General features: G+C 57.2%; 13 protein-coding genes. 11 read left to right on the top strand and 2 right to left on the bottom strand.

The annotated features are described in order from the left end of the window. Position 1: 1 nt before the first annotated feature. The 6 genes from P1IM2_RS16485 (at position 2) to P1IM2_RS16460 (ending at position 6,784) form a co-directional block, all read left to right on the top strand. Positions 2 to 1,222, top strand: coding sequence for a hypothetical protein (locus P1IM2_RS16485; RefSeq protein WP_186403136.1), 1,221 nt, complete (start codon positions 2 to 4; stop codon positions 1,220 to 1,222). Between the two features lie 55 nt (positions 1,223 to 1,277). Beyond that, a complete protein-coding gene (locus P1IM2_RS16480; protein WP_260834182.1) occupies positions 1,278 to 2,282 on the top strand; it encodes an SDR family NAD(P)-dependent oxidoreductase in 1,005 nt (334 codons plus the stop codon). Further along, a complete protein-coding gene (gene tviB / locus P1IM2_RS16475) occupies positions 2,279 to 3,577 on the top strand; it encodes a Vi polysaccharide biosynthesis UDP-N-acetylglucosamine C-6 dehydrogenase TviB (protein WP_186403134.1) in 1,299 nt (432 codons plus the stop codon). Before P1IM2_RS16480 ends, tviB begins: the two co-directional genes overlap by 4 nt. An 18-nt stretch (positions 3,578 to 3,595) precedes the next feature. Beyond that, positions 3,596 to 4,930 carry an oligosaccharide flippase family protein gene (locus tag P1IM2_RS16470; RefSeq protein WP_186403133.1) on the top strand — a complete coding sequence of 445 codons (1,335 nt, stop codon included), beginning with the start codon at positions 3,596 to 3,598 and terminating at the stop codon, positions 4,928 to 4,930. A gap of 70 nt (positions 4,931 to 5,000) precedes the next feature. Continuing rightward, positions 5,001 to 5,825, top strand: a complete 825-nt coding sequence (locus P1IM2_RS16465) for an FkbM family methyltransferase (RefSeq protein WP_186403132.1) — start codon at positions 5,001 to 5,003, stop codon at positions 5,823 to 5,825. 8 nt (positions 5,826 to 5,833) lie between these two features. Then, positions 5,834 to 6,784, top strand: a complete 951-nt coding sequence (locus tag P1IM2_RS16460) for a glycosyltransferase (protein WP_313906820.1) — start codon at positions 5,834 to 5,836, stop codon at positions 6,782 to 6,784. Here P1IM2_RS16460 and P1IM2_RS16455 read toward each other — a convergent pair. Further along, on the bottom strand, positions 6,754 to 7,896 hold the full coding sequence (locus tag P1IM2_RS16455; protein WP_186403130.1) for a glycosyltransferase: 1,143 nt from the start codon (positions 7,894 to 7,896) through the stop codon (positions 6,754 to 6,756). The two genes, P1IM2_RS16460 and P1IM2_RS16455, sit on opposite strands and share 31 nt — an antisense overlap. A 41-nt stretch (positions 7,897 to 7,937) precedes the next feature. Here P1IM2_RS16455 and P1IM2_RS16450 point away from each other — a divergent pair, with 41 nt between their 5' ends. From P1IM2_RS16450 to asnB, 3 genes are read left to right on the top strand one after another with little or no spacing between them, the layout of a single operon-like run. Beyond that, complete coding sequence (locus tag P1IM2_RS16450; RefSeq protein WP_186403129.1) at positions 7,938 to 9,275, top strand: hypothetical protein; 1,338 nt, start codon at positions 7,938 to 7,940, stop codon at positions 9,273 to 9,275. Further along, positions 9,275 to 10,426: a glycosyltransferase gene (locus tag P1IM2_RS16445; protein ID WP_186403128.1), complete on the top strand. Its 1,152-nt coding sequence runs from the start codon at positions 9,275 to 9,277 to the stop codon at positions 10,424 to 10,426. The genes P1IM2_RS16450 and P1IM2_RS16445 overlap by 1 nt, the downstream gene beginning before the upstream one ends. After that, a complete protein-coding gene (asnB, locus tag P1IM2_RS16440; RefSeq protein ID WP_186403127.1) occupies positions 10,427 to 12,370 on the top strand; it encodes an asparagine synthase (glutamine-hydrolyzing) in 1,944 nt (647 codons plus the stop codon). On the opposite strand, the gene P1IM2_RS16435 is transcribed toward asnB, so the two are convergent. Beyond that, positions 12,367 to 13,770: a hypothetical protein gene (locus P1IM2_RS16435; RefSeq protein ID WP_186403126.1), complete on the bottom strand. Its 1,404-nt coding sequence runs from the start codon at positions 13,768 to 13,770 to the stop codon at positions 12,367 to 12,369. The two genes, asnB and P1IM2_RS16435, sit on opposite strands and share 4 nt — an antisense overlap. Before the next feature lie 113 nt (positions 13,771 to 13,883). Here P1IM2_RS16435 and P1IM2_RS16430 point away from each other — a divergent pair, with 113 nt between their 5' ends. Together P1IM2_RS16430 and P1IM2_RS16425 are read left to right on the top strand one after the other, a co-directional pair. Then, positions 13,884 to 15,053, top strand: a complete 1,170-nt coding sequence (locus P1IM2_RS16430) for a glycosyltransferase family 4 protein (RefSeq protein ID WP_186403125.1) — start codon at positions 13,884 to 13,886, stop codon at positions 15,051 to 15,053. 281 nt (positions 15,054 to 15,334) lie between these two features. Further along, complete coding sequence (locus P1IM2_RS16425; RefSeq protein WP_186403124.1) at positions 15,335 to 16,657, top strand: exopolysaccharide biosynthesis polyprenyl glycosylphosphotransferase; 1,323 nt, start codon at positions 15,335 to 15,337, stop codon at positions 16,655 to 16,657. The last annotated feature ends 61 nt before the right edge of the window (positions 16,658 to 16,718 follow it).

Raw genomic sequence — 16,718 nt, 5'->3', positions numbered from 1 at the left:
CATGGACAAGCGATTTTTTTTTCTGGGAACTGCAGTGCTCGTGGCAATTGCGGTTGGTGCGGTTAATTTTGCCATAGCGAACCAGACGCGCCGATCGGCGGTGGTGTTGGCAATCGGAATTCCGCCACAAGGGCTGGCCCAAGCAGGTGTGGCGCGCGCACTCTACGGCGCACGTCTGGCAAAGAATTCGAAGGCAAGCCCTGGCGCGACCGACCTACGTCTCGCAAACGCAGCATTCGCGGCTGAACCGCTTGCGGCGAATGCGCTCCCGGTGTTGGTCGGTGGCTTTATGGCTGACGGTAAGCCTCGGAAGGGCGACGAACTGTTGCAGCTTGCGGGGCAAATGACGCGTCGAGACCGTCTTATAAACGCGATGCTGATAGATCAGGAGTTACCGAAGAACCGTCCTGAGCAGGTAGTCCACCTGTTCGGTCGAGCGATGGCCGTGAATCTGGAGGTTCGCAGCTTCTATCTTGAGCGATTGGCGGCGGCGACGTCCCTGCCCGGTTCTTTGCAAGCGCTCGTTCCAATGCTTGGTCGAGCTCCCGACTGGAGCGCTGAATATTGGGGCGCCGTCGTGTTGCGTCCCCAGGCGGTTCCACAAGCGGGGCTATTGCGATTGCGCATCGCAGGCCAGCCGTGGAACCAGCGCAATGTCCTTGATACGGACCCGGAACTTATTCGCGCACTGGTTGAAGCAAAGCAATTCGAAACGGCTGCTGCGCTTGCCAGTGCCTTAGGCCTTAAAAGGCAACCGCCTGAAATTTTGGCCAATCCTTCTTTTTCCAGTATTCCGCGCTTTCCGCCAGTGGACTGGGATTTATTGGAAAGCGGTGAAATTGGGGTCAGCATCGATAGCAGGACAGGCACTTTGCGGCTGTCGAGCCTGCCAGCTTCGAACGCCGTCGTCGCGCGCCAACTGACCTCGTTGTCGCCTGGGCGATATCGGTTAGGATGGAAAGTATCGGGGCTGGATTCCGCCCCGGGTAGTGAGCTTCGCGTTCGCCTTGCCTGTGTCGATCCAAGCCTGAGCGGCGGTAAGTCGCTGGATTCCGCTTTGTTGACCAATGGCGCCGGCAACAAGGTGATCGACGTGTCCTCGTCGGCTTGCCGCTGGTTCTGGGTGACGGTCGAGCTAAACACCATGAAGGTGGATTCGGGCGTTGATGTCTCGATTGATCACGTCAGCCTCCGGCGAGAAGCGGGCAAGGCAATCCGTTGATTCCGTATCAACCAGACGATTAGAGCCGTCATCGGAGATTCATGTGCGCCGAAAAGTGTTTGTAACCGGTACCGCCGGGTTTATTGGATTTCATCTCGCCAAGCTGCTGCTGGCTGAAGGGTTCGAGGTAGTCGGCTTCGATGGGATGACGGATTATTACGATGTCAATCTGAAACGCCGCCGACACCAGATTCTGATGCAAAATCAGCACTTCAAAGCGGTAGAAGCCATGCTCGAGGATCGTCAACGCATTGATGATGTTGTCGATGAGTTCAAGCCCGACGCGATCGTGCACCTCGCGGCACAGGCAGGCGTACGTTATTCGCTAGAAAACCCTCATGCATACATTTCGGCAAATGTCGTGGGAACCTTCAATGTCATGGAGGCGGCGCTCCGGAACAAAGTCGGGCACTTGCTGATGGCATCAACCTCGTCCGTTTACGGCGCGAACGAGGAAATGCCGTTTATTGAAACCGAGAAGGCAGATACGCCGTTGACTATCTACGCGGCGACCAAGAAGGCGACGGAATCGATGGCGCACGCGCATGCCCATCTTTGGAACGTGCCAACAACCATGTTCCGCTTCTTCACCGTCTACGGACCGTGGGGGCGCCCCGATATGGCGCTCTATAAGTTCGTCGACGCGATGCTCGATGACCGCCCCATAGATCTTTATAATGGCGGCAACATGTATCGCGACTTCACTTACGTCGAGGACCTTGTTCGCGGTATCCGCCTGCTGATCGATGCGGTGCCGGAGCGCCCCGCCAGCGCGGGGGACATTGAGCCTGGCGACAGCCTGTCACCGGTGGCGCCTTTCCGGATCGTCAATATCGGCAACAATGACAAGGTCCGGCTGCTCGATTTCGTCGCCGCAATCGAGGACGCATTAGGCATCGTCGCCAAGCGCAATCTGATGCCGATGCAGATGGGTGACGTTCCGGCGACCTGGGCCGACGCCAGCCTGCTCGAGCGGCTGACCGGCTATCGGCCGCAGACCGATTTCCGTGACGGCGTTCGCCAGTTCGTCGCCTGGTACAGGGATTATTTCCAGAAATGACCGAAATTTCCCCAGCATCGCTTCCCGATTTCGATTCCGCCCCGATCGCAGTCATCGGCCTCGGCTATGTCGGGCTTCCGCTCGCTGTCGAATTCGGCCGGCTGCGCGCCGTCACCGGTTTCGACATCAACGTCGACCGGATCGCGGCGCTCCGCGAAGGACGCGACGACACGCTCGAAACCACGGCTGAGGAACTGGCGGCGGCCAGCCGCCTTCGCTTTTCGCACGACACGGCCGATCTCGCCGATGCGCGCGTCTTCATCGTCACGGTGCCGACGCCGATCGATCAGCACAAGCGCCCCGACTTGACGCCGCTGGTCAAGGCGTCGGAGACGGTAGGGCGCGCACTGAAGCGCGGCGACATCGTCATTTATGAAAGCACCGTTTATCCAGGTTGCACCGAGGAGGATTGCGTACCGATTCTCGAACGCGTGAGCGGCCTCAAATATAATCGCGACTTTTTCTGCGGCTACAGCCCCGAGCGGATCAATCCGGGGGACAAGGAGCATCGCTTGCCGTCGATCCGCAAGGTGACGAGCGGCTCGACGTCCGAGGTGGCGCAATGGGTCGACCGCCTCTACGGCCAGATCATCACCGCGGGCACCTTCATGGCCGAGAGCATCAAGGTAGCGGAAGCGGCGAAGGTCATCGAAAATACGCAGCGCGACCTCAATATCGCGTTGATGAACGAGCTGTCGATCATCTTCGGCAAGCTCGATATAGACACGCACAGCGTCCTTGCGGCCGCGGGCACCAAATGGAACTTCCTGAAGTTCACGCCGGGGCTCGTCGGCGGCCACTGCATCGGCGTCGATCCCTATTATCTGACGCACAAGGCGCAAGCGGTCGGCTATCATCCCGAGGTGATTCTCGCGGGACGCCGCGTGAACGACGGGATGGGGGGCTATATTGCCAGCCAGATCGTCCGCCGGATGATCAAGCGCAACCTGCCGGTGCAGGGCGCGCGCATCCTCGTGCTGGGGCTGGCGTTCAAGGAAAATTGTCCCGATATCCGCAACACCCGCGTCGTCGATGTCGTGTCCGAGCTCCGGGAATATGGCGCCGAGGTTGATGTGAACGATCCGTGGGTCGATGCCGCCGAAGCGCAGCATGAATATGGCATCGATCTCGTCGACGCCGCAGCGGGCGAATATGACGCCGTGGTGCTTGCGGTTGCGCATCGCGAGTTCGCCGAGGTGGGCGCGGCCGCGCTGCGCGCCTTCGGCAGGGATGGGGCGATCCTTATCGATATCAAAGGCATCCTGCCGCTCGCCGAGAGCGATCTGCGCCTCTAACATAACGGGCCGGGGAGAATGGGCGACTACAGAACGGCGACGTTCATCCGCAAGGCGACGAGCGTCGGCGCGATCAATATCGCCGATCGGATCGTTACGGCCGGGCTCGGCATTTTTCTTGCCCGTTTGCTTGAGCCTGCGGGCTATGGCGCCTATTCCTTCGTCATGTCGCAGGTCACACTGGTGGCGCTGCTGGCCAAGCTGGGGCTGCCGGAGCTGGTCCTGCGCGATTTCGCGGCGGGCCGCGGTACCGGTGGCGGGCATGTGCCCACATTGCTGCTGCGAACCGCCGTCATTCTTTCATCATCGTCGGCGTTGATCCTTATCGCGATCGGCATGCTGGTCCTGACGACGCTGTATGACGGGCCAAATGCCGATGAGTTCATGCTCGGGCTTCTGATGATGGCGCCGCTCGCGCTGTTTGAAATCTACGCAGGCGCGCTGCGCGGGCTGGGCTATGTCGTGACGTTCCAGATTATCAGTACGCTCGGAATGACCGCGCTGACCCTGATTGCCTGTGTTGCCTATTCGGTTCTCTTTCACGAGTTTTCGGCTTTCGACGCCTTGGCGATCCGGATGCTCATCGTGGTCGCTGCGTGTATCGCCGCGATCGCCCTCGTTACCCGCATCGCGCGGACACAAGCGGCCTCATTCCCACATGAGGAGAGAGCCAGACCGGGTTCCCGCGACACGTTGAAAACCAGCCTTTCGTTTCTGGTGATCGGCGTTCTGCACGTCGTGTTCATTTCGATCGACCAATTGATGCTCGGCTATATGATCGGGGAGAGTTCGGTCGCCATTTTCAAGGTGGCTGCCGAAGGCGCGCAGATGGTCGCCTTCGCCTATGTCGCTGGCAACGCGGTTCTGGCACCCGAATACAGCCGGATTTTTTCCAGCGGCGATCTGGCGCTTTTGGAGAGGACGGCCCGACAATCGGCAGCAATCGTCCTGGCGATCGCGCTGCTGCCGTTTTTCATTCTGTCGGTATTTGCCGCGCCGATCGTCACCTTTGTCTTCGGTATGCCATACGCGGCCGCAGCCGCGCCGCTTTCCGTTCTGGCGCTTGGGCATTTTCTGGCGCTGTTGTTCGGCGATCCGCTCTATATTCTGAACATGACGGGGCATCATCAAACCTCGATGCGGCTTACCGTTGTCGCACTGACGATAAATGTGATTTTCAATGCCATTGCAATCCCCAATTTCGGGGTGGTCGGAGCCGCCACAGCCACCAGTTTCAGCTTTGTTCTGTTGAGAATGATGGCCTACTTTTATGTTCGATCTCACCTTGGAATCGAATGCAGCGCAGTTTCTGGACTAAACCAGATCGTGAGGATGGGAATAAAACGTGGGTGAGACTCTTTACAGCCGCAGGGCGGCAAGTCAGGGATCGACGAAGATTGCGCATTTCCTGACGCATTGGCAGTTGCACAAGCTCGCCAAACAGCACCATGACAATGGCTTTCCGCAAATGGCGGTATTTTCGCATGACCACATCGGCCATGTGATCAATGTCGATGGGCGTTATGAGGATGATTATCTTCAGACGGTGTTCGGCTGGCTCACCAGCTTCGCCGGCGGGATGAAGGACAGGCTGGCGCTCGATATCGGTGCCAATATCGGCAATCATGCCGTTTTTTTGTCACAGCATTTCAGAGAAGTGCACGCTTTCGAGCCGAACCCGCGCACATTCGAATTGCTGCGGTTCAACGCGGCCCATGCGGGCAACGTCATTGCGCACCCGCGCGGGCTGTCCGACGCCGATGTCGTGGGGACGCTGAAAGAGAACCCGACCAATATGGGCGGGACCTATATCGAACTGGGCGCGAACGAGGATGTGCCGGGGAAGCCGCCCGTATCGCTCGGTACGCTCGACAAGTTCGTCGAGACGCAGGGGCTTGATGACATCGCCCTGATCAAGATCGACACGGAAGGATTCGAGGCGCGTATCCTCCGCGGTGCCCGGCAAGTACTGGAAAATCACAAGCCCCTCATCATCTTCGAGCTTTCGCCGAGCGATTTTGATGAGTCCGGCGCTTCTGATGTGGTGAATATCCTGCAGGGTCACGGCTATCACTTTGTTGCTGTCGAGAAGAATTTCCAGTTGGGCAAGTCAAGGATCGGCCGATATGCCGGTTTCCTGATGCGGACATTGTTCGGCGAAAATTATGTGCTGCGTCCCATCGAGCATTTTGAGTCCAGATTCTACCAGATGATTGTCGCCGTTCATGGCGATATTCCCGTCAAGTGACCGGCCTTATGGTCCCGGAAGACGAAATGCCGAAGGCACCCCGGTTCACGATCTTCACGCCGAGCTATAATCGGGCGCATACGCTTCCGCGCGTCTATGACAGCATTGCGGCCCAGAGTTTTCGAGATTTCGAATGGGTGATCGTCGATGACGGATCGACGGACAACACGGCCGAACTTGTCGAAGCATGGGCTCGCGAGGCCGATTTTCCGATCCGTTATGTCTATCAGACGAATGGACACAAGAAGACCGCCTTCAATCGCGGCGTGCGCGAGGCGCGCGGCGCATTGTTCCTGTGCTGGGACAGCGACGACACAGCCCCTGCGGACGCCTTGCAGATATTCCATGACCGATGGTGCGCGATTCCGGAAAGCGAGCAGAGCAAGTTTGTCGGTGTGACCGGTCTATGCATCGACGAAGGGGGAGCGATTGTCGGCGATCGATACCCGACCAGCCCCTATGACAGCGATACGCTGTCGTCGACGCTCGGGGATGGCATTGGCGGCGAAAAATGGGGGTTTCACCGCATTGAGGTACTGCGTGAGTATCCGTTCCCCGAATTCATCAAGGGGCTGGTTGGTGAGGGGCTGATCTGGAACGCGATCGCGCGCAAATACCGGACGCGCTATATCAACGACGTGGTACGAATTTATCATGTCGAATCGGACTCGCTGATTCATAGCCGGAAGACCGTTGCGAAGATGCAAAGCGTCGCGGAAGGCCAATGTTACGCCTCGGCCGATTTCCTCGATCATGAATGGCGCTGGTTTTTGCGGGCGCCCGCCCGCGTCACCAAAACCGCTGCCAACCATACGCGATTTGCATTACATATGCGGAAAAGTGGGCGCCAAGTTAGCTATCTGCCGCGGACGCTGCCGGGACAGTTGCTTCGTTTCCTGAGCTGGCCGCTCGGTCTTGCGGCCTTTCTTTATGACGAAATATGCTCGCCACCGCGCTGAGTCCGGCCTTGGCGCACCATCTCGAATAGTTCATCCCATTGCGCGACGATGGAATCCATCGAATAGGCGTCGCGTACTTCCAGTGCCGCGCGTGCCGCAGCCTCGCGGGCCTGGCCGTCAGAGATGAGCCGCTCCATTTGCGCCGCGAGGCGCACCACCTGCTGACTATTGGGCAAGAGGGCGATTCGGCGGCCGCCATCTGAGAGCTCGGCCGGCCCGGTCGGCACGTCATAGGCGATGGATGCGATGCCATGCGCCATTGCCTCGAGTAACGTGTTGGGAAATCCTTCAAATTTAGATGTCATGACGAACAGCTCGGCTCTTTTGTACCATTCGCCCAAGTTACTGGCAAATCCGGGGAGCAGGATTCGGTCTGACAGCTCTGCAGCTTCAACCTTTTCTCGCATCGCCGCGCGCATCGGACCATCGCCAAGCATGGCCACGTCCCAATCGGGGGCGGACGCGGCGACCTCCGCAAAGGCATCGATCAGCAGTTCGGGGCGCTTCTGATCTTCGAAGCGTCCCGCCCATAGGATCAGTTTGCGCTCCTTTGCCAGCATCGCGTCCGGCACCGGACCCGGTTCGGTGGCCGGAAGCGGCAAGATCACGGGATTGGGGATCGTGGCGACCGTTGACCGTGGAGCGCAATCGCGTAGCCAGCGGCTTGCCGGTTCCGTCTGGCCGACCAATCCGGCCGCAGCCGGATAGAGGAGACGGCGCAGAAGACGATATGGTCGGGGCAGGAGATGCTCGAACAACGGCGGAAATATGCGCTCGCACGCTATGACGGGGATGCCGAGTCCCCATGCGGCGAGGATCGCGGCGCAGTTCACATGCGGCAGAAAAGAGATGATGACATCAGGATGACGCGCCCTTATTAAAGCCCGCAATGTTCTTAGGCGGGTGAATTTTCCTGCACCATTTCCGACCAAATCAGAGAGGAACTCAAGTTGGACGGAGTCGGACAAGGGAAAGGCGCACCCCCCCCGTCCAGAAAACGTCGGTATCAGCGTGACGTCATCTCCGCGCGCGCCCCATGCGCTACTGAGCAGAGCGGCCACTCGTTCTGCGCCGCCTCCTTCCATGGAAGACGTCAAAAAGAGAATTTTCATTTCGACTTCAACTTCGTTTCCTGAATTTCGCAGACAAGAACATGAACTATATTTCATTCATCATATTTCTGTCAATACTATTGATTGGGGCGTTGTCTGAAATTATCCGGCAATCCGGATCGTTGAAGTTTGACGGCCTTTTGATAATGAGGGTTAATTATTCTATTATTTACGGTTTGTGCCCCTTGTGCCTATTCTTTTTTCCAGATCTATATGGAGAAAGAATAGATCTCTTTGGGTTTGTTCCAAGTCCTGAACTCCTTTTTCAGCTAGCTATTGCTTGCGCCGGCGCATTTTTTATGTCGTCTTTAGGATACAGATTTGGAACTTATTTCAATCCGCTTAAGGAATTGCGTTATGACAGGCGTCAGTTGGAGCGCGCAGTCATCGTTGGGGGCTGCTTTGTTTTTGTCGCATTCTATATATATATCTATCAATACGGCGGGTTTATCCGGACTGTTGAGCTATCCGGCTTTATCCGACAAGGATTTCAGGACGATGTTCTGGAAACAAGCGGTGAACTGCTCTTCGTCCAAAACCTGACTCCGCTGGCGTTCGTTCTGACACCTGCGGCTCTAGTGTTGCTGACGAAAGAGCGGAGTTGGGCCACGGGCGCCCTCTTCTTTCTCTCTTTCATTCTGTCGGTTCTAGTGTGGCTAATCCTTGGGAGCCGCGGCCATATCGTCATATCGATTGCGTTGCTATTTTTCTGTTACATGAATTTCCGTTATAACGGGACCAAGGTGATCAAGCCCGGTACGCTGATCCTTCTCTTCATTGGCGCGTTCGTGATCGATTACTTCCTTGGTATCGGGAAATCTCTTTCCAGCGCTCTTTATCGCGAGGACCTCACATTCGGCGATGTGTTTCGAGATTTCAAATATGCCCCCCTGGGGTCGCTGGTCGGTTATTATGATGAGTATATAGCATCTGCCATTTCTTCGATGTCGATGAAGAACATCTCTTACACATATTTCTATGACAGCTTGATATCTCCGGCTTACCTTGTTCCATCGCGCCTCTTCGATTTCGCGAAGCCTGAATCCGTCATGTATTTCAACACCTATATGGTGATAGGCGTATGGGAGTCGGTGGTTCCGCCGGGTTTAATAGCCTATGGAAATTATGCACTCGGTCCGGTCGGTATTGTCATTTCCGCTGTGATATACGGCTTTGTCCTTGGTCTTTTTGATAAGGCTAACCGTGTATCGGCACCGAAGAGGTTTATAAATACACTGATCATCACTCCCTTTGTCTTCTATTGGGGTGTGTATTATTTCCAGGGAGATCCAAAGACGCTCATCGGCACGTTGACATCACCGATCATGTTTGCGTTGATCATGCTGGGTGCACGGACAAGGCAGGCGCCAGCCGCCTGATGGTCGCCGAGCGCCTTCCACGCATACTTCACCTGATAACGGGGCTGGACATGGGCGGCGCCGAGCGTTCACTTGCGAACCTTTTGCTCGGGGCGGCAAAGCGGCGTCATGTACCGCATGTCGTTTCGCTGTCAGGCGAAGGGCATTATGGACCGATTCTTTCAGGTGAGGGGATCGGGGTCGATAAATTGGGCCTGGGGAGCACGCCGCAGTCCCTGGCCGCAATTGGGCGGCTCAGACGTATCGTGAGGCTATTCCGTCCGGACGGGATACAAGGATGGATGTATCACGGTAACCTGATTGCGTCGCTTGCCCCGTGGCTTGCGGGGCGCCGTATCCCTGTCGCCTGGAATATCCGGCAGTCGCTTTATGACATCGAAAGCGAAAAGCGCGTCACCCGGTGGGTTATAAGGCGCCTCGCGGGCATGTCGGCCGGCCCGGCAGCAATCGTCTACAACAGCTTTCAGTCGCGTGCGCATCATGAGGCTTTCGGGTTCGCTGCAGCGAACGGAATCGTCATCCCGAACGGATTCGATTGTAATCGGTGGCGTCCCGACGCAGGGCGGCGTGCAACATTACGCAGCGCACTGGGGCTGGGCAGCAATGAGTTGCTGCTGGGCTTTGTCGGCCGGTTTCATCCGATGAAGGACATCCCGACTTTCCTCGCCGCATGCGAGCGGGCGATGGCGGATGATCCGCGGCTGCACGTGGCGTTGGTAGGTGAGGGACTGGATCTCGAAAATCCGAAACTCGCATTAGCGCTGAACGGGCTTCCCCGCGGGCGGGTTCATGCGCTTGGCCGCCAGCGCACGGTCGAAGCGATCATGCCCGCATTTGACCTTTTCTGCCTGTCGTCGGTCAGCGAGGCGTTCCCGAATGTACTGGGGGAGGCGATGGCGACGGCGCTTCCGTGCATCGCGACCGACGTCGGAGATTGCGCGCGCCTGCTCGACGGCAATGGGATACTGGTGCCACCCGGAGATGCGTCGCGTATCGCCGACGCCATACGGGAAATTGCCGCGACAAGCCTTGCGCGACGGCGGGAGATTGGCATAGCCGCGCGCGAGAGGATAGTCGCGTCCTATGCGATGGATGCCACGGCTGACGCCTATGCAAACCTCTTTGATATGATGATGAAGAGAGAAACGTAAATGTGTGGCTTTGCGGGCTTTCTGGACCGGAAAGGTTTTTCGGACGGCGAAGCGACGTTGCGGCGGATGGCCGATACGATCGTCCACCGCGGACCCGATAGTGACGGCTATTGGGTAGACGCCGAAGCGGGAATAGCCCTTGCGCACCGCCGGCTTGCCATCATCGACCTGTCGGCGGCAGGGCGCCAGCCGATGGCAAGTCACGACGGACGATATGTGCTGAGTTATAATGGCGAGATTTACAATCATCTCGACCTGCGCCTTGAACTCGAAGAGCAGGGACAGGTTGAGTGGCGGGGACACTCGGATACCGAAACCCTGCTGCAGGGCTTTAGGACGTGGGGAGTCCGCGAAACATTGGTGCGGGCGAACGGCATGTTCGCGCTGGCGCTCTGGGACCGTGCGGAGCGCAAGCTGATTCTCGCACGCGACAGAATGGGCGAAAAGCCACTCTACTACGGAATGCAACGGGGAGCATTGCTTTTCGGATCCGAGCTCAAGGCGCTTCGTCAGCACCCGAACTGGGAAGGGGGTATCGATCGTGATGTTCTTACCCTTTTCCTGCGGCACAATTATGTACCCTGCCCCTATTCGATCTTTGACGGCATAAAAAAGCTGCCCCCTGCGCATTATTTGGAAGTGGGCGTCGACGATTTCGTTCCCGGCGAACCCGTGGCCTATTGGGACATTTCTGAAAAGGCGCGCCTTGGACGGGACCATCCTTTCGCGGGTTCACCCGACGCCGCGGTTGACGCGCTCGAGGAACTTCTACTCGACGCAGTCGGCATCCGCATGGCGGCCGATGTGCCGCTTGGAGCCTTTTTGTCGGGCGGTTATGATTCGAGTACGGTGGTAGCACTAATGCAGCGCCAATCGTCGCGGCCGGTGAAGACCTACTCGATCGGCTTTTCGGAATCGGAATATGACGAGGCGCACCATGCGAAACGGGTGGCCGCTCACCTCGGTACCGAACATACCGAGCTATATGTCACACCCGAGGATGCATTGGCGCAGATTCCGATCCTGCCGCATCACTGGGATGAGCCTTTTGCCGACTCATCCCAGATTCCGACGCTGCTTGTCAGTCGCCTTGCGCGGAGCGAGGTCACCGTCAGCCTGTCAGGCGATGCTGGAGACGAGCTTTTCTGCGGCTACACGCGCTACGCACAGGGTTACGACATCTGGCGACGGTTGGGCGCAATGCCGAGGGCGCTCCGCAAGGCGGCGGCGGGCGCGCTTCGCTTGACGCCCGCCGGGATGATCGCCGGCGCCATGAAATTTGCGCCCGAGCGGTTGCGCAGGATGGCGGTGGGCGACCGCTTGCTCAAATTCGCAGACGTACTGGACGTCGATCGCGCGGACGATTTCTATCGTTCGCTTGTGTCACACTCGAAAAAGCCCTCCGCCATCGTGCGGGGTGGCAGCGAGCTTCCGACCCTGTTGTCGTCGGCAGACCCTGATTGGCCGGCCGGCGGCGATTTCCGCGACCGCATGATGTTTCTCGACATGCGCACATATCTCCCCGACGATATTTTGGTGAAGCTTGACCGGGCGAGCATGGCGGTCAGCCTGGAGTCGCGCGTTCCCTTGCTGGATCATCGCGTAGTAGAATTCGCTCTTGCGCTGCCTCTGGCTTACAAGCTTCGCGACGGAAGGGCGAAGTGGCCGCTGCGACAGATTTTGTACCGCTATGTGCCGCGCGAAATGATGGAACGGCCCAAGATGGGATTTGGCGTGCCGATTGAACACTGGCTGCGCGGACCGTTACGGAACTGGGCGGATGATTTGCTCGGCTCCGATCGATTGCGGCGCGAAGGATATTTCGATGCCGACGCGGTCGCCGCACTGTGGTCCGACGTGCGCAGCGGCCGGCGCCGGCTGCATTATCATGTCTGGGATATTCTTATGTTCCAGTCGTGGCTAGATACTCCCACCGCCCATTAGCGGGGAGGTTTGGCTAAGGCATTGAGGCGTGCGGCGCCGGCAGGACCGGTCGGCCATTTCAGCCCGAAATGGGCCGCGACCCGTCCGGGGAGTTCGCCGAGCGCAATACGGGGCCGAGTCAATTGGCCCGCCTGTTCGGCAGTGTCGACGAGATAACCAATGCCGTCGTGCTCGCCATTCTTGATCGCAACGAAGTTCACATGGCGGCGCAGGTCTGCGAAACGGCGATTGCCAATCGAAAATCCGAAGCCTATAGGGATGTCGCGCGGATAGGTCAGCATCACGAAAAGGCTGTCGCCGCGATTGTCGACCTCGAACAGCTTCGTCCCGTCGTCGCCCGCGGCGCTTTCCAGACGGCGTTGGATGGCTTCGGCATTCCGTTGATCGCCCGCCTCAATCATCATGTCGCGCGACATGCGCGGGTGGGCGACGAAATTTTCGCATCCGATCTGGCTCAGAAACGAGCCATGGTCCGCAAGGCGCCAATAATAGCATTCGTCGGGATAGGGATTCTGGTGAAGGCCGGTAGCGATAAGCAGCCGATATTCGGGAAGGGCGCGTTCGATGCGGCCGAGCAACCGGTCATATTGGCGGTAAACTTCCAAAACAGGGTCCTGCTTACGCGATAGCAGCCATTCCGGATTGCGATGCGGTCCGTCATATACCGCTGAATTGAACATATAGTGATGCTGGAGATGCGCGCCGCCGTTGAGGAATAGCGACACATAGTCCGGCCGCTTAGCACGTGTTTCAGAAATCGTGATCGCAGTCAGCAGTTCGTCAAGAACGAGTGCGAGCGCCCACTTGCCGCCGCGCACCGCCCGTCCGACATAGCTTGCCAGCAGGGCGTATTCGCGGATTCCGCAATAGCGCAGCACCGCCTGTCCTAGTGCCGTTGCCGATCGAGGGCTGAGTTTCACATCGGCGTTCTCGTTCACTGCTTGCGATGCGGCGGCCATTACCCGGGCAAGAAGTGGCGAACCGGTAACTTGCGTGTCGGTCCATGGGTCGGGCAGGAAAAAAGCCGCGTTGCGCGTCCGGTTGCTTGCGTTCATCGGACTTGTCGCAGCGACGCTAACACCGCGTTCCTCTAGCCACTCCCATATCTGGCAAAGGTCATGTTCGACGATATCGCCAAGGCGAAATACGCCATGCTCGCGGTAGCTAAGCCCGGTGTGAGCAGTAACCCACTGTATCCAGGGTTCGAGTTCCTGATAGGCCGTTTCCGAGGTTGTTTCGATCAGGCCGTGCCGGACGATGAGCCGGTTGAGGTTCGGAAGTTCGCCCACCGCGCCGTAGCGTTGCACGAAATCAAAGTTGATCTCGTTGAGCTCGAGTTGAAACAGCTTGGCTTGCTCGCTCATCATGGGTCCTGTGCCGCATGACCGCTGGAAAATCAATGAGCAAGGTAGCCCGTGGGCCCGTCGCTCACGCCTACACGCCATCTTATCGCATTGAAAAGTGCTCGCTGGCCGCCTAGGTCGCGGCGAGACTTCAATATCGAGGATCGGTCGTGGCATTCAAGATATCGAACGACGCGCGTACCATCATCATATTGTCGAGCTACGCGGAATCACTCTACAATTTTCGCGGCGACCTAATCCGCGAATTGGTGGGCGAGGGATGGCGCGTTTTTGCGTTGGCGCCCGATTACAATCCGGCGAGTAAGGCGCGGGTCGAGGAGCTTGGAGCCGTCGCGGTATCAATGCCACTTGAGCGAAACGGTATGAATTTGGCGCGCGATCTCGACAGCTTTATTTCACTTTACCGCTTCATGCGCCGCGTCCGTCCCGCGATCTTTTTTGGCTATTTCATGAAGCCGGTGATTTATGGGGCTATCGCCGCATGGCTTGCGCGCGTCCCGCGGCGCGTCGTCATGGTGGCGGGGCTCGGTTTTGTATTCATCAATGCAGGCCGGGGCGCGTCCGCCAAATCATGTTTGCTAAAGATGCTCGTCACGCGGCTTTATCAAATGGCCTTCCGGGTGTCGCACGCCGTCATCTTCCAGAATTGCGATGATCGGGCGTTGATGACCGGCGCCGGGATCGCGCCGGCGGAGCGGGCAAAGCTGATCAATGGCAGCGGCGTGAATCTCGACCGGTTCGCGATGAAGGAGATGCCGCGCCCCCATGGCCCGCTGACGTTCGTCTGGACCGGTCGACTGCTCCGCGAGAAGGGCGTATTTGAGCTCATCGAAGCGGCGCGGCTGGTTCGCGACCAGGGCTTTGAGTTCAGGCTGTTTCTTGTCGGAGGCGTTGATTCTAACCCGGGATCGTTGTCTACGGAAATCGTTCAAAATTGGAGCGACGCTGGGCTAGTTTCTTGGACCGGCAAGGTGGATGACGTGCGCCCATATTTGGCCCAATCCGATGTTTTCATCTTGCCGTCTTATCGGGAAGGTCTGCCACGTAGCACCCAAGAAGCGATGGCGATGGGGCTTGCGGCAATCACCACGGACGTGCCGGGGTGTCGTGAGACGGTGGAGACTGAGGTGAACGGAATTCTGGTTCCTGCGCGATCGGCTGATGCGATAGCCGAGGCTATGATTCGATATATCAACGATCCGCTTCTTGCCGAAAGGCACGGCAGAGCAGGCCGTGCAATTGTCGAAAGGAAGTTCGACGTCCGGGTTATCAACCGGCAAATGGCGGCAGTATTGCTGGGAAACTACCCAGCTGATTAGCGTTCGTCGCATTCTCGTGCCGAGTGATTGCTAACAGCTTTTTTTTGGGGCTGACGGTGCAACCTTCTCCGCCTATCAGCGGTGCTGCAAGAGGCGCTCAAACAATATTAGAAGATGCGCCACAGATGAATCCTGAAAGCGGAGCGCAGATGGTTTGCTTCAGCGGCTCGCTTCTATGACAAACTCGACTGGATGACGGAATAGTGCTAAATCGGCGTTTCACAAGCGACAGCCACGACCATTCGGCGTCGTCGCGCGCCATAAGTGCTGAGGATTTGTCAATGGACCAGGCGGATGCCCCCACTTTGGGGGCTGACCAGCACCTGGTTCGGCCTGCACGAATGTGGCCACGCTGGTTCGGCTCTCTGCGGCTGCAACTTTTTCTGTGCTGTGTTTTCGGCGTATTCGTTCCAGTTATGACTTATATCGGCGGTGATCTGTCCATTATTTCATCGAATGGACCTATCGCCATTTCGGTGGTTACCGCGACGATAACTACGATTGTTGGCGTGGTTGCCACGCGGAAGTTTGGTTCCTTTCCGGGGTCATTCAGCATAAGCTATGTCTTTCCTGCGCTCGCCAGCAGTTACGCGATTGCGCTCGCAATCATTTTGTTGATGCGAGCACCCTACAGTGGGATGCTTCTCTCAGTTACGTTCGTGTGTGTCCTTACCACGCGTTTTGCGATTGGGGCCGTGGAGCCACGGCGGGATACCAATCGCTATTATCTTGTTCCGGGGGGCGACATTGAGCGTATCAGGAGCGAATTAGAGGCCGATTGTATCATACTGAAAGAGTCCGTTCTGCCTGAAGATCCGTCCGCCGTAATTGTGGCCGACCTCCATCATGATCACCTCGCTGAATGGGAAAGGGCCTTTGCGGTGGCGGCGCTCAAAGGTATTGCAATTTATCACTATAAGCAGGTGTGGGAAGCGCGGACAGGGAAGGTGCGAATCGAGCATCTTTCTGAAAATAGCTTAGGCTCGCTCATGCCAAGCAATTCTTATGCTAAAATCAAACGGTTAATTGATATTGCTCTTACGCTCGCCGTTCTTCCAATCCTTCTGCTTCCCTTACTCCTGACGGGCTTGCTCATCCGCTTAGATTCACCAGGGCCGATGTTCTTTCGTCAAGAAAGAATCGGCTATCGCGGGCAGGCCTTTAGTGTGTTGAAATTCCGAACCATGCGGGTCGCTCAACCTGTCTCAACCAACGATGATGGCGTCCAAGAAGCAATTACCAAGGATCAAGATGAACGGATAACGCGGATTGGGCGCTTTCTGCGAAAGACACGGATCGACGAATTACCTCAGCTGTTCAACATCCTTCGTGGCGAGATGAGCTGGATCGGCCCACGACCGGAAGCGCGGCCGCTTTCCGAATGGTACGAGCGTGAGATCCCCTTTTTCGTCTATCGCCATATTGTTCGACCTGGAATTACCGGTTGGGCGCAAGTAAATCAGGGGCATGTTGTCGGCATAAGCGATGTTCATGACAAGCTTCGTTTTGATTTTTTCTACATTAAGAATTTTTCTATGTGGTTAGACATTCTTATTCTTTTTAAGACGGTTGTTGTTATTGTTAAAGGTTATGGAGCAAAATAGATTTTATTATTGTTAATAATTTTTGATTATTCTTATTTTTATCTATATAATGTGCATTAGT

The sequence above is a fragment of the Sphingopyxis sp. P1IMeth2 genome, from assembly GCF_900185685.1.
Taxonomy (GTDB): Bacteria; Pseudomonadota; Alphaproteobacteria; order Sphingomonadales; family Sphingomonadaceae; genus Sphingopyxis; species Sphingopyxis terrae_A.
Note: the sequence above shows the minus strand (reverse complement) of the source record. Positions and strands in the feature narration are given on the sequence as shown.

Bases quoted from the DNA above. Each gene is read 5' to 3' on its own strand.
- P1IM2_RS16485 (WP_186403136.1), top strand. From the start codon at position 2: ATGGACAAGCGATTTTTTTTTCTGGGAACTGCAGTGCTCGTGGCAATT.
- tviB (WP_186403134.1), top strand. From the start codon at position 2,279: ATGACCGAAATTTCCCCAGCATCGCTTCCCGATTTCGATTCCGCCCCG.
- P1IM2_RS16470 (WP_186403133.1), top strand. From the start codon at position 3,596: ATGGGCGACTACAGAACGGCGACGTTCATCCGCAAGGCGACGAGCGTC.
- P1IM2_RS16460 (WP_313906820.1), top strand. From the start codon at position 5,834: ATGGTCCCGGAAGACGAAATGCCGAAGGCACCCCGGTTCACGATCTTC.
- P1IM2_RS16455 (WP_186403130.1), bottom strand. From the start codon at position 7,896: ATGAAAATTCTCTTTTTGACGTCTTCCATGGAAGGAGGCGGCGCAGAA.
- P1IM2_RS16450 (WP_186403129.1), top strand. From the start codon at position 7,938: ATGAACTATATTTCATTCATCATATTTCTGTCAATACTATTGATTGGG.
- P1IM2_RS16445 (WP_186403128.1), top strand. From the start codon at position 9,275: ATGGTCGCCGAGCGCCTTCCACGCATACTTCACCTGATAACGGGGCTG.
- asnB (WP_186403127.1), top strand. From the start codon at position 10,427: ATGTGTGGCTTTGCGGGCTTTCTGGACCGGAAAGGTTTTTCGGACGGC.
- P1IM2_RS16425 (WP_186403124.1), top strand. From the start codon at position 15,335: ATGGACCAGGCGGATGCCCCCACTTTGGGGGCTGACCAGCACCTGGTT.